The organism is Cytobacillus dafuensis, assembly GCF_007995155.1.
Taxonomy (GTDB): Bacteria; Bacillota; Bacilli; order Bacillales; family Cytobacillaceae; genus Cytobacillus; species Cytobacillus dafuensis.
In genome coordinates, this window is record NZ_CP042593.1 from 3,874,485 (window position 1) to 3,896,885 (window position 22,401).

The window sequence follows — 22,401 nt, forward strand, 5'->3', positions numbered from 1 at the left end:
ATAATGAATAACCAATCAACATGCTCATTACAAAATAATTAGTTCCTTCGTTGACTTCGTGATCACTTCATTGCCATCTTGAGTAATTAAAATATCGTCTTCAATTCGAACGCCACCAAGATTAGGAATATATATTCCAGGCTCAACAGTAAGAACCATGTCAGGCTGTAGTATAATTTCGCAGTTCACATTCTTAAATGGCTCCTCATGAATATCTAATCCAATTCCATGTCCCGAGCCATGTCCGTATTGTTTTCCATAGCCTTTCTCGGTAATAAAATCTCTTGAGAGAGCATCTGCTTCTTCACCTGTGATCCCAGGTTTAATGCCAGATAGTGCTCTTGATAGCGCATTGTGAACAATATCGTAGATTCCTTTCAAATCTTCATTCGGTTCACCGACTGCAAGCGTTCTAGTTATATCAGATCGATACCCTTGATAATACGCACCAAAATCAAGGGTCACAAAATCGCCTTTCTCAATTAACTTACTGCTGGCCACACCGTGAGGAAATGCTGAACGATGCCCAGAAGCAACGATCGTATCAAAGGCTGAAGATGTTGCTCCTTGTTTTCGCATATAAAATTCCAATTCATTTGAGACTTCAATTTCAGACACTCCAGGTCTAATAAAATTAAGAATATGGGTAAAGGTAGCGTCTGCAATTTCTGCGGCTACTCTTATTGTCTTTATTTCTTCCTCGTCCTTAACCATCCGAAGCTCTTCAACAACCCCTGACAGAGGAATCATTTCAGCATTTAACTTTTCTTTGTATTCGGAATAAGTAAAGAAGTTTACATGTTTTTGCTCGAACCCGATTTTTGAAATGTTTAATCTATCCGTTTGGCGAACAATTTCGCTAAGTAATGCCGCTTTCGTACTTACCTCGATGATAGAGAAGTCTTTCGCCTGTAAACTTGCTTGTGCGACATAACGGAAATCTACAACTAAAAATGCTTCGTCCTTTGTAATTAATACGAGACCTGCTGTACCCGTAAACCCTGTCATATATCTGCGATTCTGATCATTCGTGATTAGCATCGCGTCTATTCCAAATTCATTAAATACTGCTCTTAATTTTTCAAGTCTTTTCACAGCTTATCCCTCCATGTTATGTAAAATCATTCTTTGTGATAAAAATTCAACCTGTAACTCTAGTAAAATTGCCTATTAAATTACTGATACAAGCAAAGTAAAACAGAATAATGCAGCTCCGGAAATAATGATTGGGTAGATATATAAACCTCTGAAGCTATTTTTTAAAGGTGTATCACGAGACTCACCTGTTTGTTCAGAAACATACTGCTCTAACTTGGAAGTATGTTGATAAAAGCGGCGAAAGCTATAGATGATACCGTCAAACATTCCGCCTTTAAGTACGAATAGTGCCCCTCCAATCATTAGTAACAGGAGTCCAATAAAAAATAAGAAATTGATAAAGCCAATCCACTTCCCATTTTCTAAAAAAAAGGAACCAATAAGTGCGATGAGAAGAGAAGTAAAAATTATTCTAAGTGTGATTTTAGTAATCGAAATCTCCTCCTTATTGAATCCTTATTCTGCACACGTTTAGATAGCGTCGAAATGTTTTTTATAGTCCTGGAACTCCTGCTCTGTACACGAAACCCAATGCCCTTCCTTTACTTCCCTTAAAACAGGCTCTTCCCCCTTGCCATTCCAGACAAATTTTTTATCAAATTTTACTCGCTTCCGAGTTTTCTCCGTTTCCGGATCGGGTAAAGGAATGGCTGAAAGAAGTGATCTTGTGTAAGGATGTAATGGATTTTGGTACAGTTCTTCACTTTCAGCTAATTCAACAATTCTCCCTTTATACATCACACCTATACGATCGCTAATATATTTCACCATAGACAGATCGTGTGCAATAAAGAGATAAGTAAGCCCTTTTTCTTTTTGCAGCTTTTTCATTAAATTAACTACTTGTGCTTGAATCGACACATCAAGAGCAGAAATTGGCTCATCTGCAATAATAAATTCCGGCTCGACAGCCAATGCCCTGGCAATTCCAATTCTCTGCCGCTGTCCGCCACTAAATTCATGTGGATATCGATTCGCGTGTTCGCGGTTTAAGCCTACCGTCTCTAATAATTCATATACCTTTTCCAATCTTGTTTTTTTACTTGCTGCAAGCCCATGAATATCCATGCCCTCTGCAATAATATCTGCAACTGTCTGCCGCGGATTTAATGAAGAGTACGGATCTTGAAAGATCATCTGGATTTTTTGATTTAGTTTTTGAGATTCACTAGATGATTTTTTATCGTGAATATTTACATTTTTATATAGAACCTCTCCATCTGTAGCATGATAAAGTCGGATAATCGTTCGACCGGTTGTTGATTTTCCACATCCAGATTCTCCAACAAGTCCGAAGGTCTCACCCTTATATATTTCAAAATTAATGCCGTCTACCGCTTTCACAACATTTGATCCAGATGAAAAATATTGCTTCAAATTTTTTATTTCAAGAAGCTTCTCCCTTTTTACTCTCTTCTTTGATAAACGCTCTTTTTGCCTTTCCTTTGAAAGAACTTGTCTATGTTTTTTTAAGGCATCTGGGGGCAGAACCTTAGGTGATTTTTCATGCAGCAGCCAAGTAGCTGCATAATGTGTGTCAGACACCTTGAACATAGGTGGCTCTAGTTGGTAATCAATTTTCATCGCATATTTATTACGATCGGCAAACGCATCACCAATTGGCGGATTTAAGAGATTGGGAGGCGAACCAGGAATCGTTATTAGCTCTTCAGCCTCTTCATTTAGATTTGGCATCGCTCCTAATAGACCCCAAGTATACGGATGCTGAGGATTATAAAAAATTTCATCCACCTTTCCAATCTCAACAATTTTACCTGCATACATGACAGCAACCCGGTCTGCTATATTGGCAACAACCCCTAAATCATGGGTAATAAAAATAATCGAAGTCTCCATTTTTTTCTGTAAATTCTTTAGTAGCTCGAGGATCTGTGCCTGAATCGTAACATCAAGAGCAGTGGTAGGCTCATCAGCAATTAAAACCTTTGGGTTACAGGAAATAGCCATCGCAATGACCACTCTTTGCCTCATTCCACCAGAGAATTGGTGCGGGTATGCTGTCAATCTTTTATTTGCATCAGGAATCCCAACCATTTCTAATAATTCAATTGCTTTTTCCTTAGCCTGCTTCTTTGGTAGCTTTTGGTGCTTTATTATACTTTCCATTATTTGTTTTCCGACAGTCATGGTAGGGTTGAGAGATGTCATTGGGTCCTGGAAGATCATTGAAATATCAGACCCGCGAATTTTCTGCATTTGTTTTTCTGTATATTTGACCAAATCTTTCCCTTCAAATATGATTTCTCCGCCTGTTATTCTTCCAGGTGGGTTCGGAATTAGTTTCATCAAGCTTTTAGAAGTAACCGACTTTCCTGATCCTGATTCTCCAACGATGGCAAGTGTTTCACCTTTATTCAGATGAAAAGAAACTCCTCTAACTGCCTTAACTTCCCCAGCATACGTATCAAAGGATACTTGTAAATCTTTAACATCTAGTATTTTATCCACGTTATCATCCTCCTATTTGCGCATTTTAGGGTCTAAGGCATCACGAAGACCATCTCCTATCAAATTAAAGCTAATCATGATTAAACTGATAATGATCGAAGAAAATACAAGCATATGCGGATAGATCCGCAATAGTTTATAGCCATCATTTATTAAGGTTCCTAAAGAAGCGATAGGCGGCTGTAGCCCTAGACCAATGAAGCTTAAAAACGCCTCTGTAAAAATGGCCGTAGGAATGGTAAACATCGTCGTAATAATAATTGGCCCCATTGTATTAGGAATTAAATGCCTCCAAATTAATCGTCTGTCCTTAGCTCCAAGTGTTCGGGAAGCTAACACAAATTCTTGTTCCTTAAGCTTAAGAATTTGCCCGCGGACAATTCTAGCCATTCCAACCCAACCTGTAATAACCATTGCTAAAGTAATAGAAACAATCCCTGGCTGTAAAACTAGGATGAGCAGAATAATAACGATTAGATTTGGAATTCCTACTAATATTTCGACAATTCTCTGCATAATATTATCAATCCTGCCTCCGTAGTAAGCGGAAATGCCGCCATAAGCAACACCAATAATTAAATCAATGAACGCCGCTAAAAAGGCAATATATAGTGAAATTCGGGTTCCTTCCCAAACACGTGTCCACAAATCTCTTCCTAAATTATCTGTACCAAACCAGAAGTATTCAGTAATTCCATTTTCTTTATAGCGGTCTACTCCTTGCATATCAGTTCCATCAAGCCCTAACCAAGGAACTTGTTCAAGCACAGGGATCTTTGGAGGTAAATTAGCCCTTGCTAGATTTTGTTCATCGTAGCCATGATCGTTAGCATATGGGCCAAAAATAGCTAAAACGAGAATAATAGAAATTAATATGAGCCCCGTGAATGCAGCTTTATTCCTTCGAAAGCGTTTCCATACTTCTTGCCAATAGGTTATGGTCGGACGAGAAATGGCTTCTGATCCCTTCTCTAAATCTGCTGGTTGGAACAGGTCATCTGTGATTTCTTTATTGTTTATAATCATCATTTTGTCCCCCCAGATAATCTTATCCTTGGATCAATTACGCCATATAAAATATCAACAATTAAAACTACACCGATAAATAAAATACTATAGAATAATGTCACACCCATAATCACTGGAAAATCATTCGTCATAATCGATTTAACAAATTGCTCTCCGAGTCCCGGAACACTAAAGATCTTTTCAATCACCAATGTGCCAGTTAGAAGTGCTACTGTCATTGGTCCCAGTATAGTAATAATCGGGATTGCCGCATTACGAATTCCATGTTTCATGACAATAGAAAATTGATTTAGACCCTTTGCCTTCGCTGTTACAATATAGTCTTGTCCTAATACTTCAAGCATTTCTGTACGTATAAATCTCGCTATTGTTGCTATAACAAAAACAGATAAAGAAATCGTTGGTAAAATCGAATATTCAAATCCTTCCCAAAATGCTACAGGAAGCCATTGCAGCTTAACTCCAACCCAATATTGCAATAATCCAGCAAATACAAAGTTCGGAACGGATAATCCGATAACCGCAATGATCATCGCTACATAATCAATCGCTGTATTATGCCTTATTGCGGCAATGATTCCGAGAATAAGTCCTATAATACATCCAACAATTAAGGATTGAGCCCCTAAAACAGCTGATGCTCCAATCCGTTCCCCAATAATATCTGAAACTGCTCGCCCATCATATTGAAAGGAAACTCCAAAATCACCCTTAAATATATTGGTCATGTACTTGACATATTGAATAGGAACAGGCTCATCCAATCCATATCTTTCATACAGCCTTTCTTTTTGCGTTTCAGATAATCTTTCATCATTGAATGGTGAACCAGGGAGTGTCTGCATTAGGAAAAATGTAAAAGTGGCAATGACGAAAAATGTTATTAGCATATAACCTATTCTTCCGAAAATATATCGGCCCATTTCTTTCCACCTCCATCTAAGGGATTTTTGATTATGCCAGGATTAAAATAAAGTAATGCAATTTTCATTCCAACTCGACAAACTTAACTAACATTCAGAAAATAAAAATTATTAAATCTTCATAATTCATTAGTGTGTAGAAATAATTTGACATGAGATGTATAATTTTTTTAAAATGTAAAAAAAATTTTCAAGTTTAGCTTTTAGAAAAATAAAATGGACAGACTCCATTAAAGTAGAGCTGTCCATTTAAAAAAATTAAAGTTTTTTCGGTATATAATGCATATTATCCTTCAGGTTTATTGACATTGAAAGCGCTCTCTTCCCAGAAATCCGCACCGCTTATACCGACAATAAAATCTAGCGATAAGAAAACGGACAGCTTTTCAATGAAGCTGCCCGTTCCTTTTTTAACATTATCTTTTAAGTAACGACTGTGACAGATGTATTATTTCAAATTAGTACTGGTCATTCTGCTTGATATTAACAAAAACACTTTTCACTTCTGTATAATTTTGCAAGCCGTACTCTCCACCCATTTCACGGCCGATTCCTGATTGTTTGTATCCGCCGAAAGGCATTGTTTCCCATTCTAGACCAAAATCATTGATCCAGACTGTACCTGTTTGCAGCTTACTGGCAATGTAGTGGCCTTTTTTGATATTTTCAGTCCAGATACTCGCAGCTAAACCGTAATCGCTATCGTTTGCACGTTTAATGACTTCTTCAATCGTGTCAAATACGAATATTGACATGACAGGACCGAAGATTTCTTCGCGAGCAATGACCATATGATCTTCCACATCGGCGAAAATGGTTGGCTGTACAAAATACCCTTTATCAAAGGCTTTTTCTCCGCCAGCCACTAGTCGTGCCCCTTCTTTTTTCCCTTGTTCGATATAATGAAGGACGGTTTGCTGCTGTTTAGCTGAAACAAGTGGCCCCATATCCGTTTCAGGATCCATACCAGGACCAATCTTTATGGCGTTTGCCCGCTCTGCTAAAGCTTCTACAACACGTTCATATTGACTCCGCTGTACAAATACACGTGTGCAAGCACTGCAGTTTTGCCCATGATTGTACATCGTTCCGTTAAATGCACCTTCTATTGCTTCTTCAAGATTAGCATCCTCTAAAATAATGGCTGGTGATTTTCCGCCAAGCTCTAGTGTAACACCCTTTATTTGTTCAGCAGCCTTTTTCATTACTTCTTTTCCGACAGCTGTTGAACCAGTAAATGCGACTTTATCTACATCTTTATGCGTGATGATTGCTTCTCCCGCAATCCGGCCCGAACCTGGCACAATGTTTACAACACCGTCAGGAAAACCAGCTTCTTTAAACAGCTTTCCTACATAAAGAAGGGATAGCGGTGTTTCGCTTGCTGGCTTAATGACAACAGTACAACCGACTGCAAGTGCGGCTCCGAGCTTCCAAGCTGCCATTGCAAGCGGGAAGTTCCACGGGATAATTTGACCTACAACCCCAACTGGCTCATGGACGGTATAGGTCACATAATCCTTCGAAATTGGAGTTGTCTTACCCAATAGTTTCGTCGCCCAACCAGCATAGTATCTAAAATGCCGAATTGTTCCATCAACATCATCTGCAAGTGCGACATTGTATGGTTTTCCATTATCCAATGATTCTAGCTGTGCAAGCTCTTCACGGTTCTCTTCTAAGAAATCCGCAAATTTATAGATCAGATGGGAGCGATCAGCCGCATCCATTTTAGTCCATTCCCCTTCATCAAATGCCTTTCTTGCAGCAGCTACCGCAACAGCAATATCTTCTTCTTGTGCTTCACTTACTTCCGCAATGACTTCTTCACTTGCTGGATTAACAACTGCAAACGTTTTACCACTGATCGTCGGAACATATGCACCGTTGATATATAGTCCTTTTACGCCTTCCAAAAATTCTTGCACTTTCGGTTTCAAATTGTAATTTGTCGCTTGCATGTTCTCACTCCTCAACTATTTTAGTTATTTACTGTTTCCAAACTTGCGAGTAGTTCTTTTAGCTTTTGCTCTTCCTCTGGCGATAAGCCTAAGCGTGGGTAACGTGCCGGTCCTCCCGCATGACCCATTAACTCCATTGCTCTCTTCACGATTTGCACATATTTGCCTGATCCTTCTAAAAATGCACAAAGCGGCAAGATTCGGTCATTGATGGCCCATGCTTCTTCGATATCGCCATTCTGGAAATGGTTAAACATGTCTGTTACAAGCTTTGGCACGATGTTTCCAGCAACAGAAATCCAGCCAGTGGCACCGACAAAATAAGATTCCATGACAAGCTCCTCTGCACCGCAGAACACTTCAAAATCGCCTTTTGCTTGTCTTGCAAGATCTCTTACTTTGCCAATTTCTCCGCTTGATTCTTTAATGTGTGTAACGTTTTCGCACTCTCTTCCAATTTGAAGCATTAAATCTGTGCTTATATTCACGCCGGAAGTGAACGGATTATTATAAAGCATAATTGGAAGATTCACAGCATCTGAGACTTCCTTGAAATGGTAGTAAATTTCATTTTCCTTAGGCTTCATGTAGTAAGGATTAATAATTAATGCACAGTCTGCACCATGTGCTTCAGCCTGCTTTGTATATTCGATTGTTTCTGTCGTTGTTTCAGCAGCTGTTCCAACAATAACTGGAATGCGGCCGTTTACTTCTTTTAATACCGTTTCTACCATTTGGAATTTTTCTTCTTTTGATAGACTTACAAATTCTCCAGTACTGCCGTTAATTACAAGTCCTGCAACACCTTGGTCAATAAAGTAGTTTACGTTATTTTTCACTCCACCCCAGTCGATTCCCTGTGCCTGTGTCATTGGTGTGATTAATACTGGATAAGCACCTCTAATTGTTGTCATGTTCATTTTCCTCCTTAGAATTGTTAAAAACCATTACACCTTTCCAGCAAATTCGAATAATTTCTAATTGATAATGTGGGTTTGTCAGCCAATTTCGGCTGGTTGTCAGCGAATTTCTGCTATTTGTCAGCCAATTTTATTGGTTTCTCAGCCAATTTCACCTATTTGTCAGCGAATCAATCAAAGCAACACCTTTTTGAATGATCCCTATTTTAATAAAAATCCCGCTGCTAACGGGTCGGTTGGGTCTAGCAGATAGGTTTGCATGCCTGTAATAAAACCGCGGCTTGTCAATGCAAACTTATATCCGCTGTCTGAGTGACCCGCTAATTGAGCAGTTAGTAAGCTATTAAAAATACTTTCATTTTCGAGAGTCTGTTCTTTAGAAAGCGCACCACTAGAATGCAGGCTTGCATAGCAGGCCGCAGTCGTTCCGAATCCTGGTGTACGGTCAATAAAATGATCTCTGCGGAAGGTAACGGTTTTAATTCGTCCTGATCCTGCATCAGAGTCATCTAATAAAACGACTTTCTGAATGGATTGGTTAGCCGCAAGAGCTTCATTTACAGCCTGCCCCCAGCTTTGTACATCGGCAAGATCATCTATATGAATCTGGAATGGAACATCCTTTTTGTTAAAAATGGCATATAATTGGTCTGCTTGAACGAGAGAATACTCTGTTTGGAAGCCGTTCCCGCTCAAAGAGACATTTGATTGAACGGCTTGACAAGGCTTTGTTTCCAACTGAACGGACACCACCTCATCGTCCATCATTACAGCATGAACCTTAATGGCACCGCTAACGGTTTCTAATGTATATTCATTTGAATCTTTTGCTGGCAAATGACCGCATTCTAATAAGGCGGTAATAACTGCCACCGCTCCCGCATGATGCATTGAAACGGTTTCTTCATGATTGAAAAATACAACTGCAGCATCTGCTTCCCGACTAAACGGCGGAACTACCAAACAGCCATTCAAGCCGGCAAATCCGCGAGGCTCATTTAACAAAAGCTTAATTTCATCAGCATAAGTATGAAAAAACTGCTCATCTAATTGCTTCAAGCTCTGATAATGTATGAATGGCGTATCTTTAATAATGCGAAAAGCCTCTCCAGCTACATGGACATCTGTTGCGGTATAAGCTTTTTGAATTTTCATTTCACATCCTCCATTTCATGTTCCTCCATTGGGGGAATGAGGAGAAATCCTTCTTTAAGTGGATCTTCTTCGTTATAAAAGAATTTATGCATTCCCATTAACCAAGCTGATCCTGCAATTCTAGTCACGACAGCTGATACTCCATTAACATTTGTTGTTTCAAGGACACGCCCGCGGAATAATGAACCAACAATGCTTTCATGGACAAATTCTTCACCCATACTAATTTCCTGCTTTGAAAAAAGAACGGCTAGTTTGGCCGATGTACCAGTTCCACATGGAGAGCGATCGATTCCACCTGGAGGAACGACGACTGTATTTTTCACATGTGCCTCTTCATGAGTAGGTTCGGTGAAAAACTCGACATGGGTTAAGCCTCTAATGAATGGATGCTCTGGATGAACAATTTCCGTTTCTTCGTTAATCGTATTTCTAATTTTGATCGCTTTTTCAATGATTTTTGAAGCATTGTCTGGTATTAATTCCAATCCAACCGATTTTGCATCGATAATGGCATAGAAGTTGCCCCCATAGGCAATATCTGCATCAACTCGACCGATGCCTTCAACATCAACAGAAACATTTTTTAGCAGGAATGCTGGGATATTACAAAAGGACACCTCTTTTGCTTTACCGTTTTCAACAGTAATATCCACTTCTACTAGCCCAGCAGGTGTATCTAGATTGATCGAAGTAATCGGCTCGTGAACGGGAATTAATCCCGACTCAATTAATGCTGTGCACACGCCAATTGTGTCATGCCCGCACATTGGTAAGTAACCGCCTGTTTCTATATAGATCACGCCAATATCGGCTTCAGGATGACACGGATCCGTTAATAGAGCACCAGACATAACATCATGGCCTCTTGGTTCATTCATTAATAATTTGCGAATCCAATCATACTCTCTTTTCATATGGAGCATTTTTTCCGACATCGTTTCTCCCTTGAGCTCTGGGAGACCGCTAATCAATGTCCTTGTTGGATTTCCTCCCGTATGTGTATCTATCGTAGTAAAGACTCTATTTGCCCTCATCTGCTCAACACCCTTTCTATCAGATCCGCCTTGGCGGATTTTTCGCCCAGATTTTTATCGGGCATAGCCCGATAATTTCCTCTAAAAAATCTGAGGCATCTGCCAGAGACTTAACTTTATTCAGCAAGGATTTGAACCCCGTTGAATTGGTTATCTTTTTTGCATTTATCTCTCACTTAAAGAAGCAGGAGATGAATGCGGAATAAAGTTAAAGCGGTTAAAGCTTAGCGGTTCAACAAGGATACTTGTTTCCCTATCATTAATTAGCTCTTCAATGACTTTACCTGTAATAGCTGCAAGGCTAATTCCATCGCCCTCATGTCCAGCTGCTATGTAATAGTTTGGAATATGATCCACTTTAGAAACGATTGGCAAATGGTCCTCTGTCCACGGGCGCAAGCCTGCATAAGATCGAATGACCATCATATCTGCCATTTTCGGATAAAAGCGGATAGCGCGATTAGCAATGCATTTTAAGACCTCATTATTTACTTTTGTATTTAATCCGACGAACTCCCTGCTGCTCCCTATGAGAAAGTTTTGGCTCTCTGTTGGTTCAAAGACAAGTGCTACCCCGTACTTTTCAGTTAAAGGATCAACACGGCGGTGTCCACCAAATTTAGAGATTAAGTAGCCAAACTCCATTACCTTTCTTGAACCTACATGCTCCTGCCTTGACGCAACGATAATATGTCCCTTTCTTGGCAGAATTGGAATCGAAAGATCAAGCATCTCTCCTAATCTAGGAGCCCAAATTCCTCCCGCGTTTACAACATGATTAGCAGTAAACACTCCATTTGTTGTGTCAACAGTGAAAGTGCCATTTTCTTCTTTTTTCATTGATTTAACTTCAGTTTGCTTATATGCTTTAGCCCCAAATTTCTTTGCTGCATCAAGCATAGAAAAAGCTAGAAGATAAGGATTAACCGTGGAATCTGTTGCACATTCCAATCCACCTAATAAATCATCTGCAAAAAATTTAGACTCTTGGCGAATATCCTGACGGTCAAGCATGCGGAATGGCAGACCAGCTTCTCTTTGACGATCTACCCATTTCTGTGCTGCCTCCATCTCTTCCTCTGACTCACAAACAAGGATGCTCCCTGGAGCACGATATTCAAATTTATGCTCTAATTCTTTGCTTAAATCATCTACTAATTTCTGACTTACTAAAGACATCTGACTGTCAAAGCCCGGATCTTTATCTATGGCGAGGATATTGCCGTCACATCGAGAAGACGTCCCGCTGACAAATTCACCTTTTTCAAGTATTGTTACGTCTTTTCCTGATTTAGAAGTATAATAGGCAATTGAACAGCCTATTATTCCACCGCCGATGACTAACACATCACAATGTTTCACATAACCAATCTCCCTTCTCTTGGGCTGCCTATCTTCTTTAATGCAAATAGTGTGCCAACAGAATAATATTTTTTTAGAAAAAATTTACTTTCTTCAATTCCTTACGGCGAATGCCTTCGTTTTTCTTTAAAGCGACTTTATATCATTCATTTCTACTTTTTTACGCTGAAAAAATATTTTTCCTAAAAACAACAATTCTCTTCTGAGATTAAAATTTTTTCGAAAAATAAATTTCAAGTCACTAGGAATTTTTTAAAAATTTGATAAACTTATGTGTAATATTTTATACAGTGTTTATTTTTTTTTACACTTCTAGGAGGAGAACCATGTTTTCTTTGCCGACATTAAAAAAAATAATTGAAAATAAATTAATCACGTTATCTTGCGAAGAGGAAATCTCAGAAAAAAATGGAGAATATTTTTTAGGATTATCGAAAGTTCCTAGCACGATTGTATGTATGGATGATTCATTTGATACATTAGTTCAATTAGCTCAGGCATATCCGACTGTTATTGTTTTGGATGTAAACAAAAAGCCTTTAGGATGTATAACTGCTGCTCAAATCATTCATTTTCTACATAATTCTTATCATCAATTAAAGGCATTCTATGAGACTGTCATTCGAACAATGGATGCTTCTGTCACGGTTATTGATGCCAATGAGCGTGTACGTACATGGACTGAAGGGGCTGAAAAAATCTTTTCAGTGAAACAAAATGAAATCATCGGCAAACCTATTACTGATTTCTTTGAACACAAAGACCTTGAAATATTGCAAACTCTTTATAAAGGAAAAAAAATCTCGGGGCAGCATCATCAGCCTCGTTCAGATTTATTTGTCCTAATTAACTCAAATCCTGTTTATTTTAATGATCAAATTATAGGGGCAGTCGTTTCGGAGACCGATATCACAAATCAAGTCGTATTAAACGAGAAACTATTTAATATGTCTACAGAGGTTCACCGTTTAGAGCAGGAAGTAGCGCGGTATAAACCTTCCGTCGATCCCTTTAATTTAATTAAAGGAAATAGTGCGGCCTTACAAAGAACGGTGCAGCTTGCTAAAAAAGTGTGCTCAGTGAAATCAACGGTTTTAATACTAGGTGAAAGCGGTGTAGGCAAAGAGGTGTTTGCCAAAGCAATCCATGAAGCAAGCGAAGTGGCAAATGCACCTTTTATTTCGATAAACTGCGGAGCAATCCCGGCGTCTTTATTTGAAAGTGAATTCTTTGGATATGAACGCGGAGCCTTTTCAGGTGCTGATCAGAAAGGAAAGAAAGGAAAAATAGAATTAGCCAAAGGCGGCACCCTGTTTCTAGATGAGATTGGTGAATTGCCTCTTGAGATGCAGGTTAAGCTGCTGCGAGTTCTACAGGAACGGAAATTTTACAGGGTTGGCGGCGAAAAAGAAATTGATACAGATTTTCGTGTGATTGCTGCCACAAATAGAAATTTAAAAGATTTAATGAACGAAGGGCAATTTCGAGAAGATCTTTATTACCGATTAAATGTAGTTAGTATACATATTCCCCCGTTAAGAGAAAGACGAGAGGATATTATTGAATTAACGCATTATTTTTTAAACGATTTTTCTATGCTGTATCAGAGACCCATTCATCAGTTCTCACAAGAGGTAATGCAGGAAATGCTGCGCTATGATTGGCCAGGGAATATTCGGGAGCTTCGCAATGTTGTCGAACGTCTTGTCGTCTTTGCGACAGATGGGGCAATTAGAAAGGAATATTTGCCTTTTCATTCTAATTCTATCGATAACGAAAATAATAAGCTGACTTCACATTATGACTCGAATGAAATGGACTACAACATTTTACCTTTGCAAGAAGAAATGGATCAGCATGAGAAAAGAGTACTTGAAAAAGCGCTACAGATCGCTAATGGCAATAAATTAGAATGTGCCAAAAAGCTCGGCATCACCAGGGCGACTTTATATAATCGTTTAAAGCGTCTTGGAATACATTGAAACAAACAATCAGTGGGGGTTTTCTCATCCCCCACTGATTGTTTGTTTTTTCTTATTGTATTCAAACCTCCACCTTCTATATTTGGTACGTTTTTTGCATAGTATTTTTATAGCAAGAAAATAGAGGAGGTTTCCAAATGAACAACAATGAAGCAATTGTGGTCTGCCGCTGCGAAGAAGTTACCTATGGTCAGCTGCGTTTTACGGCAGAAGAACATCAATGCACAGCTAGGGAATTAAAATTACGAACAAGGGCAGGTATGGGTTTTTGCGGAGGGCGCACATGCAGAATTCCATTGGATAGAATCATAGAAGATGTTGTTTCGAATGTATCTCAAGGTGTTATTCCATTAAAACACCAGCCACCAATTCGACCGGTAACATTTGGAACAGTAGGTGAAAAAAAATGACTAGAATAATTAATCATCCGATTTTAGGTAAATTAGAAGATAAAAAAGCAGTCCCATTTACTTTTGATGGAAGGACCTTTGAAGCATTTGAAAATGAAACCATTGCCGCAGCCCTTTTGGCTAACGGAATAAGAAAATTACGAGTTCATGAGGATAGTGGGACACCACGTGGATTTTATTGCAATATTGGCCATTGCATGGAGTGTCGTGTAACAGTGAATGATCAAGCAAACGTTAGAGCCTGCTTAACAGTTGTAGAAAAAGATATGGTCATTGAAAGCGGAAAACAGCATCCTAATATTGTGAAAAGGATGGTGGAGCAGCAATGATGGATGTAATTGTAATTGGTGCGGGACCAGCAGGATTAGCAGGAGCTATTGCTAGTGCTTCATTTGGCCTGAAAGTAACAGTCATTGATGAATTTGTAAAACCTGGAGGCAGACTAATCGGCCAGCTACATCAGGAGCCGACTGGTGAATGGTGGAACGGTATTAAAGAATCTGAGCGCCTTCTTCAAGAAGCAAAAAAATTATCAGTCGACATTCGCTGTGGTGTATCTGTCTATAACTTAGAAAAAGACGATGATTTATGGAATGTGCATACTAACATTGGGACATTGACTGCTCCCTATGTATTAGTAGCAACGGGAGCAGCAGAGTATCCTATTCCTCTTCCAGGCTGGACTCTTCCTGGGGTCATGTCCATTGGGGCTGCTCAGGTAATGACAAATGTTCACCGTGTAGAAGTAGGTAAAAAAGGGATCATCATTGGTGCTAATATTTTAGCCTTTGCTATTTTAAATGAGCTGCAATTGGCTGGCATTCATGTTGATCGAATTGTACTGCCTGAAAAAAGCCCGCTCAGCGGGAAAGCAGGCGAACCAGAAGAAGTCATGAAATCACTTTTAAATGCAGCACATCTTGCTCCATCACCGCTTTTACGGATGGGAAGCCGCTTCATGAAAAATGACTCCTTCCGTAAAATTGGGATGAAATTCTTCCCTAAAAATGGGGTAAAAGTAAATGGTACACCTTTGCTTCTTCGCAAAGCAGCTATAGAAATTATTGGCACAGAACAGGTAGAAGGTGTACGTGTCGCTGATACCGATGAGAACGGAAACATCATTCCGGGCTCAGAGAAGATATATGAAGCTGATTTCGTTTGTATTGCAGGTGGTTTATACCCGCTAGCTGAGCTCGCTGCCGTTTCTGGCTGTCCATTCCAATACATACCTGAACTTGGTGGTCATGTCCCCATCCATTCAGAATTGATGGAAACCCCACTTGAAGGTCTCTTTGTTGCCGGCAATATTACCGGGATTGAAAGCGGGAAAATTGCAATGGCCCAAGGAACAACAGCTGGCTACACAATTGCAAAACATGCTGGTAAAGGCGGTGCAGCAATAAATAAACAGCTGCAGGAAGCAGTACAAAATGTACGCTCTGTCCGCGAGCAGGCTGCTATTCAATTTAATCCTGAAATTAATAGCGGGAGAAGAAAGATGTCCGAGCTATGGGAAAGCCTTTATTCAAAGAACACACGTGAAAACTCCCAGATAAAAATTGGCTAATAAAGTGAAACTTCCATCAGTGGGGGGTTTCCGACGCACAGGACGTGCTAGTGCCGACGTTGCCACAGGACGTGGCGTTCTTAGTCGGCCTTCATCCCCCACTGATGGTTAGTTGAACCAATCACGCTCAAAACGCCACGTCCTGTGGCTTTCGCCTGACTAGGACATCCTGTCCGTCGTCGGGCCTTTACGGGCAGTTGATCCCCCACTTAGGTTTCTTTGATTCTCTCGCAAACTTGTAGTGGGGGTCTTACTGCCCGTTAATCTGCGATAAATATTTTTCATAGGATTGATCCGGGTGTAATCCCCGGGTCATCCTCAAAATAATTTTTGTAATAAGAAAGTTACAAATAAATAAAATTTAATGATATTTATTTTCTGAACATTATTTATTTTCTGAAAGATATTTTAGTAAAGGAGGTGAATAAATCGTCCTTTTCCTTTTAATCTATTAAAGTATTCCGGGAGAAACCTAGGTAGGAAGTATTGTAATAGAAAAAACAAATAATTAGGGGTGTTTCATTTGAAAAAGTATTCCATTATAGCAATCGGTATGTTGCTAATCCTTTCTCTTTTTCTAAGTGCCTGTTCCAGTGAGGGAAGTTCTGGAGGAAAAAGCAGTTCAGATGAAATATTGGTTGGCGTTCTTTTGCCAGTAACAGGTAATAATGCGACAGACGGAAAAGACATGTTAAATGCCATGAAAATGGCTGCCGAGAAAATTAATAATAATGGCGGAGTTCTTGGAAAAAAATTAAAACTGGAAGTAACTGACGATGCCTGTGATCCTCAAACGGCCACAACAGCTGCAAATAAACTTGTATCTATGAAGGTAACTGCAGTCGTAGGTGGCTATTGCTCTGGATCCACATTGCCTGCTTCAGGTGTTTTCAATAACGCTAACATCCCGATGATCGTTGCTGCGGCTAATTCATCAGAATTGCCTGCACAAGGATATGAAAGCCTATTTCTAATTAATGGCCTTGTTCCTGATCAGGCAAAAACAGGTGCTGATTATTTCAAGGACAAAGGTGCTAAAAACATTGTAATTATTCATGATAATTCAGCTTATGCTAAAAATTTAGCGGATTTCGCCCAGAAATCTGTTGAGGAAAATGGCGGTAAAGTCATTGGATTTGAAGCCATTAATCCAGAGGAAAAGGATTTTGGTTCATTAATGACTAAGCTAAAATCGCTGAATCCTGATGGAACTTATTTTACAGGGTATTATGCAGCTGGAGGACTAATGCTAAAGCAATTTAAAGAGAAAGGCGTTTCAGGATTTTTTATGGTTGGTGATGGCAGCTATTCCCCGGACATTATCGAAATCGCTGGAGCGGACAGCGCTGACGGTCTATTAGTGACAGCAACTCCAACAGCGAACTTTATCCCTGGGGCTGATGAATTTGTTAAAGAATATAAAAGTAAGTATAACAACTTATCTCCTGGTCCATTCTCTGCCCTATCATACAATGGTATGAATCTATTGGCTGACGCATTAAAAAGAGCTAATTCAACGAGCAGTGAAGACTTGAAAAAGGCTTTAAAAGAGACAAAAGGGTTCCAAGGTATTGGACAGGTGATTGAATTTAATGACCAAAACTCTCTAAATCAATCAAACTTCCATGTTATGAAAGTAGTGAATGGTGAATTTACTTTAGAAAAGTAACTCGCGTTGTTAGAACGTTTAAACCTTTCATGCTAAGCATGTATTGTGTTTAACATTCCTCTTTTATGCATATTGGAGCTGTCCCATAAACGGGACTGACCTCTTATGTATGAGCATAAGATATATTTCGTAGAGTCAGCCCCCATGTGGGACAGCCCGAAATTAGAAGATGCTATCCGCTAAAATTTAGCACAGAGGAGAGTCAAAATAAATATGGAAATTATTTTACAAATACTGATTGATGGACTGGTTATTGGTGCTTTTTATAGTTTAGTCGCTTTAGGATACACGATGGTATACGGGATTATTAAGCTGCTAAACTTTGCCCATGGTGATCTTTATATGATGGGTGCCTTCATTGGATTTACCTTTCTCTCTATTTTTACAGGAGATGGCGGAGTTAATACTGGCTTATTAGGTGTTGGAATTGTCTTCATTGGAACGATGGTTATTGTCGGTTTAATTGGGATGGGTGTAGAAAGAATTGCCTATCGCCCCCTTCTTCTAGCACCCAGACTTTCCATCCTCATAACAGCAATTGGTGTGTCATTATCACTTGAATATACTTCCATGATCGGATGGGGTGCTTCGTACAAAGTTTACCCTATTAAACTGCCTAATGACGGACTGCAAATATTAGGAACACAAATCTCTTTTGCTCAAATAGGAATGATCTTACTTTCAGCCTTATTAATGCTCGGACTGCGCCTTTTTATCGATAAAACCATTTATGGAAAAGCCATGCGAGCAATTGCTCTCGACCAAAGTGCTTGCAGCTTAATGGGTGTTAATGTACACAAAATTATTGCACTTACATTCTTTATTGGTGCATCTTTAGCTGCAGGAGCCGGAATCATGTCAGGTGTTTATTATGGAACAATTAATTTTATGATGGGCTTTATTATTGGTCTGAAAGCTTTTACCGCAGCTGTTTTAGGAGGAATCGGAAATATTACCGGAGCTATGCTTGGAGGGTTAGTTCTTGGTATCCTAGAGGCTTTTGGCACCTTTTATCTTGGCGGATCGTGGAAGGATGTACTTGCATTCGGAATTCTTATCCTGTTTTTAGTGTTTAAGCCTACTGGCATACTCGGAGCAAAAGAAATGGAGAGGATGTAAAGATGAAAAAGTATAAGAATCAAACCCTTTTGCTGCTCATCATTGCATTATTCATTCTTCCATTTTTCCTGAATAGCTATTGGCTGGATGTTTTAACTCTTGTGCTATTTTATGTCGTTCTTACACAAGGATTAAATATAGTAGTCGGATATACAGGCCTGCTCGACCTTGGCTATGCGGCATTTTTTGCTGTTGGGGCCTATACAACTGCAATACTTATGACAACTTTTCATTGGTCTTTCTGGCTTACACTTCCTGTCGCCTTTCTATTTGCAGGAATTGCTGGAGTTATAATCGGAACTCCAACTCTCCGATTAAGAAGTGATTATTTAGCGATTGTTACCCTTGGTTTTGGTGAAATCGTCAAAATATTAGCAACAAATTTAGAAATCACAGGTTCCGCATCTGGAATTTATGGAATTCCCAGACCGGCTATTGGCAGCTATATCATGTCCACACAAAAAGATTTTTACTATTTAATTTTAATTGTTGCCATTCTGTCCGTTATTGCCGTTTACAGGTTAGGCCGTTCAAGAATTGGACGTGCATGGATTTATATTCGTGAAGATGAAGATGCTGCAGAAGCAATGGGAATTAATCGTATTCGGCTAAAATTGCTTTCATATGCCTCAGGAGCTGTCATCGGCAGTATTGCCGGATCCATTTTCGCTGTCAAAATGAGTGCGATCGCACCATTAAGTTTTAGCTTTTTACAATCCGTTATGATCCTTCTCGCTGTTGTATTAGGTGGTCTAGGAAGTATTCCAGGGGTCGTTATTGGTGCTGTTTTAGTCATTGTTCTTCCAGAGCTTTTACGCGGAGCAGATGATTGGCGCTATTTAATATTCGGGGTCTCCTTAGTAGCTATGATGATTTTCCGGCCTCAAGGAATATGGCCATCTAAAAACGGAACCGAAGATGCTGCCGATATGGACGAGAACGAAAAATCAAATGACCCAAATCAATCCATGTCTGTTTAAATCTCTATGTATATTTTTACTTCGGAAGAGAGGAGAATTGGATGTCTCTATTAACTGTAAAAGACTTAAAACTTCAGTTTGGAGGATTACTCGCCGTAAATGATTTATCCTTTACTGTTGAAAAAAACTCTATATCTAGTATTATCGGTCCCAATGGTGCGGGGAAAACTTCTGTATTTAATATGATGACAGGCTTTTATCGGCCAACTGGCGGAGAAATTCAATTGGATGGAATCAGCTTAATAAATAAAAAGCCAAGTCAAATAACGAAATTAGGGATGGCCCGCACATTCCAAAACCTTCGTTTGTTTCCAAACTTATCCGTTTTAGATAATGTTAAGTCTGGTATGCATTGCCGTACAAAACAAGCTGTCTGGGGAGCATTGTTTCGAACTAAAAGTCAACAAGAGGAAGAAAGACTAATAGAAAAGGTTGCTCTAGATTGCATTGAATTTGTAGGAATAACTAAATATATAAAAAGATCAGCAAAGAATCTCCCTTATGGAGCTCAACGCTATTTAGAGATTGCCCGTGCATTAGCAACTAAACCCAAATTATTGCTTTTAGATGAGCCGGCAGCTGGACTAAATTTTGAAGAAAAACAATATTTAATTCAGCTTATTCGGCGGATTCGTGATGAATTCAATATTACGGTATTAATGATTGAACATGACATGGCACTTATCAAAGAAATCTCTGAACATATTACCGTCATTGATTATGGATGGAAAATTGCGGAAGGCACCCCGGAGGAAGTGCTGAAAAACGAAAAGGTAATTGAAGCATACCTAGGCAAGGAGGAAGTAGTTTGAAGCCTCTTTTAAAACTGACGGATGTAAATTCTTACTACGGAAAAATCCATGCACTTAAAAATATAAATTTGGAAATAAACGAAGGAGAAATTGTCGCTTTGCTTGGAAGTAATGGAGCAGGCAAGAGCACCACCCTAAAAACAATCTCCGGTTTAATAAAACCCAAATCAGGTACTATTGAATGGAATGGTGAGAGTATTGTTGGAGTTCCAGCACATAAAATTGTCGAAGCTGGAATCATTCATGTTCCAGAAGGAAGACGCATTTTCGGCGGCCTTACAGTTACCGAGAATTTAGAGTTAGGAGCTTTTACATTTAGAAAAGATAAAAAATGGATAAAAGAAGGAATCGAACGCTCATATGACTTGTTTCCACGTTTAAAGGAACGCAATAAACAACTAGCAGGTACTTTAAGTGGAGGGGAACAGCAAATGGTTGCGATCAGCCGTGGTCTGATGGGAAATCCAAAGCTGCTTATGCTTGATGAGCCATCGATGGGACTTGCGCCTATTATCGTCCAAGAAATAATGAGAATCATACAGGAAATCAATAAACAGGGGACTACAATTCTTTTAATTGAGCAAAATGCTAAAGCCGCCCTTCGTCTAGCAAACAGAGGATATTTAATTGAAATTGGAAATATTGTTATGCATGATACGGCGGAAGTTCTGCGTGAGGATGATAAAATTATTAAAGCGTACTTAGGTGCTTAATAGTTAAAAGCAAAAAACCAGCACTGTGCTGGTTTTTTGCTTTTAACGTTATCTAATTTCCAATTCTAATTAATTCAGTCGGAAAGGATGTAAGAAGCTTTCCATTTCCATCTTCATCAATATATACATTTTCCTCAATGCGAACTCCTCCATAGCCTGGAATATAAATACCTGGCTCAATCGTAAATAGGAGGCCGCTTTCTACTATTAAATCATTGTTTTCATGAACTGAAGGTTCTTCATGTACATCAATTCCTAGACCATGCCCAACACGGTTATTGAAATATTGCCCATACCCAGCTTCCTTAATAACATTACGAGCCGCAATATCAATTTGTCCAACAGGAATCCCCGTTTTACAAGCATTTACTCCTTCTTCCGTTGCTTTACGAACGATATCATAAATTTCTCTCTGCTTTGACGTTTCTTCCCCAATAACAAAAGTTCTTGTAATATCTGAACAATAGCCATCCACAATTACGCCCATATCAATTAGTAAAAAGTCACCATTATTGATCGTTTTACTATCTGGACGGCCATGAGGCAGTGCAGCTTTCGCTCCAGAAAGGACAATAGAAGAAAACGAAGGGCCCTCTGCGCCAAACTTTCTCATTAAAAACTCAAGTTCTGCTGTTAATTCCTGCTCTGTCATACCCTCTTTAACCTTTTTGATGCCTTCTTCCATTACTTTTTCAATCACATGAATGGCATGCTGAACCTTTTTGCATTCCTCTTGAGACTTTCTCATTCTCTGTCCAGAAATAAAATCTCCAATATTCTCGTAGCTGAAATCTTGGAAGAAATAATCCAGTTGTTCCTGTTGGAATAATGAGATCACCTTTGTTTCTAACCCAATCGTTTTAACACCTTCACCAATTGTATCCCTTAATACTTTATATGGATTGAGCTCATCTGAAACAGGTATAATTCTTTTAACATACGAATCTCCCTCAGCTATTTCCAAATCTAAGGAAGGCACGAATAAGTATTGGCTTTGTTTTTTTAGATCGATTACTAATGCCATAAATCTCTCATGTGGATTAGAATTAAAGCCTGTATAATAGAACACATTTTTAGGATCTTTAATAATGGCTAAATCCACATGCAGATTCTCCAAATAATTTACTAATGTATTTAATCTACTTTGATATTGTTCTTGCATATGTTTACTCCCTTTTATTTCAGTTTTTTC

The 22,401-nt window shown here is 39.1% G+C and carries 20 protein-coding genes; 9 read left to right on the forward strand and 11 right to left on the reverse strand.

The window, feature by feature from the left end; genetic code table 11:
- Positions 1 to 27: 27 nt before the first annotated feature.
- The 10 genes from FSZ17_RS18550 to FSZ17_RS18595 form a co-directional block, all read right to left on the reverse strand.
- Positions 28 to 1,095, reverse strand: coding sequence for a M24 family metallopeptidase (locus tag FSZ17_RS18550; RefSeq protein WP_057776703.1), 1,068 nt, complete (start codon positions 1,093 to 1,095; stop codon positions 28 to 30).
- Between the two features lie 75 nt (positions 1,096 to 1,170).
- Positions 1,171 to 1,536 (reverse strand): DUF3899 domain-containing protein, encoded by a 366-nt coding sequence (locus FSZ17_RS18555; protein ID WP_322107617.1) that lies wholly within the window; start codon positions 1,534 to 1,536, stop codon positions 1,171 to 1,173.
- Between the two features lie 33 nt (positions 1,537 to 1,569).
- Entirely contained in the window at positions 1,570 to 3,567 is a 1,998-nt protein-coding gene (locus FSZ17_RS24020) for an ABC transporter ATP-binding protein (RefSeq protein ID WP_082625449.1), read from the reverse strand.
- A gap of 12 nt (positions 3,568 to 3,579) precedes the next feature.
- Complete coding sequence (gene opp3C / locus FSZ17_RS18565; protein WP_057776705.1) at positions 3,580 to 4,593, reverse strand: oligopeptide ABC transporter permease; 1,014 nt, start codon at positions 4,591 to 4,593, stop codon at positions 3,580 to 3,582.
- Positions 4,593 to 5,519, reverse strand: a complete 927-nt coding sequence (gene opp3b, locus FSZ17_RS18570; protein ID WP_057776706.1) for an oligopeptide ABC transporter permease — start codon at positions 5,517 to 5,519, stop codon at positions 4,593 to 4,595. The genes opp3C and opp3b overlap by 1 nt, the downstream gene beginning before the upstream one ends.
- A gap of 458 nt (positions 5,520 to 5,977) precedes the next feature.
- Positions 5,978 to 7,480: an aldehyde dehydrogenase family protein gene (locus FSZ17_RS18575; RefSeq protein ID WP_057776707.1), complete on the reverse strand. Its 1,503-nt coding sequence runs from the start codon at positions 7,478 to 7,480 to the stop codon at positions 5,978 to 5,980.
- Between the two features lie 20 nt (positions 7,481 to 7,500).
- Complete coding sequence (dapA, locus tag FSZ17_RS18580; protein WP_057776708.1) at positions 7,501 to 8,394, reverse strand: 4-hydroxy-tetrahydrodipicolinate synthase; 894 nt, start codon at positions 8,392 to 8,394, stop codon at positions 7,501 to 7,503.
- Positions 8,395 to 8,601: 207 nt separating this feature from the next.
- The gene (locus FSZ17_RS18585) at positions 8,602 to 9,555 is read right to left on the reverse strand and encodes a proline racemase family protein (RefSeq protein WP_057776709.1); all 954 of its coding nucleotides are present in this window, start codon (positions 9,553 to 9,555) and stop codon (positions 8,602 to 8,604) included.
- Positions 9,552 to 10,592 (reverse strand): proline racemase family protein, encoded by a 1,041-nt coding sequence (locus FSZ17_RS18590; protein WP_057776710.1) that lies wholly within the window; start codon positions 10,590 to 10,592, stop codon positions 9,552 to 9,554. The genes FSZ17_RS18585 and FSZ17_RS18590 overlap by 4 nt, the downstream gene beginning before the upstream one ends.
- 165 nt (positions 10,593 to 10,757) lie before the next feature.
- Positions 10,758 to 11,954: an NAD(P)/FAD-dependent oxidoreductase gene (locus FSZ17_RS18595; protein WP_057776711.1), complete on the reverse strand. Its 1,197-nt coding sequence runs from the start codon at positions 11,952 to 11,954 to the stop codon at positions 10,758 to 10,760.
- A gap of 326 nt (positions 11,955 to 12,280) precedes the next feature.
- On the opposite strand from FSZ17_RS18595, the gene FSZ17_RS18600 reads away from it, so the two are divergent.
- From FSZ17_RS18600 to FSZ17_RS18640, 9 genes are all read left to right on the forward strand, one after another.
- Complete coding sequence (locus FSZ17_RS18600) at positions 12,281 to 13,936, forward strand: sigma-54 interaction domain-containing protein (protein WP_057776712.1); 1,656 nt, start codon at positions 12,281 to 12,283, stop codon at positions 13,934 to 13,936.
- 137 nt (positions 13,937 to 14,073) lie between these two features.
- Positions 14,074 to 14,346 (forward strand): (2Fe-2S)-binding protein, encoded by a 273-nt coding sequence (locus FSZ17_RS18605; protein WP_057776713.1) that lies wholly within the window; start codon positions 14,074 to 14,076, stop codon positions 14,344 to 14,346.
- Positions 14,343 to 14,675, forward strand: coding sequence for a (2Fe-2S)-binding protein (locus tag FSZ17_RS18610; protein WP_057776714.1), 333 nt, complete (start codon positions 14,343 to 14,345; stop codon positions 14,673 to 14,675). The genes FSZ17_RS18605 and FSZ17_RS18610 overlap by 4 nt, the downstream gene beginning before the upstream one ends.
- Positions 14,672 to 15,916, forward strand: a complete 1,245-nt coding sequence (locus FSZ17_RS18615; protein WP_057776715.1) for an NAD(P)/FAD-dependent oxidoreductase — start codon at positions 14,672 to 14,674, stop codon at positions 15,914 to 15,916. Before FSZ17_RS18610 ends, FSZ17_RS18615 begins: the two co-directional genes overlap by 4 nt.
- A 514-nt stretch (positions 15,917 to 16,430) precedes the next feature.
- Positions 16,431 to 17,585 (forward strand): branched-chain amino acid ABC transporter substrate-binding protein, encoded by a 1,155-nt coding sequence (locus FSZ17_RS18620; protein WP_228460235.1) that lies wholly within the window; start codon positions 16,431 to 16,433, stop codon positions 17,583 to 17,585.
- A 213-nt stretch (positions 17,586 to 17,798) separates the two neighbouring features.
- Positions 17,799 to 18,704 (forward strand): branched-chain amino acid ABC transporter permease, encoded by a 906-nt coding sequence (locus FSZ17_RS18625; RefSeq protein ID WP_057776717.1) that lies wholly within the window; start codon positions 17,799 to 17,801, stop codon positions 18,702 to 18,704.
- Positions 18,705 to 18,706: 2 nt separating this feature from the next.
- On the forward strand, positions 18,707 to 19,684 hold the full coding sequence (locus FSZ17_RS18630; protein ID WP_057776718.1) for a branched-chain amino acid ABC transporter permease: 978 nt from the start codon (positions 18,707 to 18,709) through the stop codon (positions 19,682 to 19,684).
- A 41-nt stretch (positions 19,685 to 19,725) separates the two neighbouring features.
- Positions 19,726 to 20,496 (forward strand): ABC transporter ATP-binding protein, encoded by a 771-nt coding sequence (locus tag FSZ17_RS18635; RefSeq protein ID WP_057776719.1) that lies wholly within the window; start codon positions 19,726 to 19,728, stop codon positions 20,494 to 20,496.
- Positions 20,493 to 21,209, forward strand: coding sequence for an ABC transporter ATP-binding protein (locus tag FSZ17_RS18640; RefSeq protein WP_057776720.1), 717 nt, complete (start codon positions 20,493 to 20,495; stop codon positions 21,207 to 21,209). The genes FSZ17_RS18635 and FSZ17_RS18640 overlap by 4 nt, the downstream gene beginning before the upstream one ends.
- 52 nt (positions 21,210 to 21,261) lie before the next feature.
- Here FSZ17_RS18640 and FSZ17_RS18645 read toward each other — a convergent pair whose 3' ends face one another.
- The gene (locus FSZ17_RS18645; protein WP_057776721.1) at positions 21,262 to 22,371 is read right to left on the reverse strand and encodes a M24 family metallopeptidase; all 1,110 of its coding nucleotides are present in this window, start codon (positions 22,369 to 22,371) and stop codon (positions 21,262 to 21,264) included.
- Positions 22,372 to 22,401: the final 30 nt, after the last annotated feature.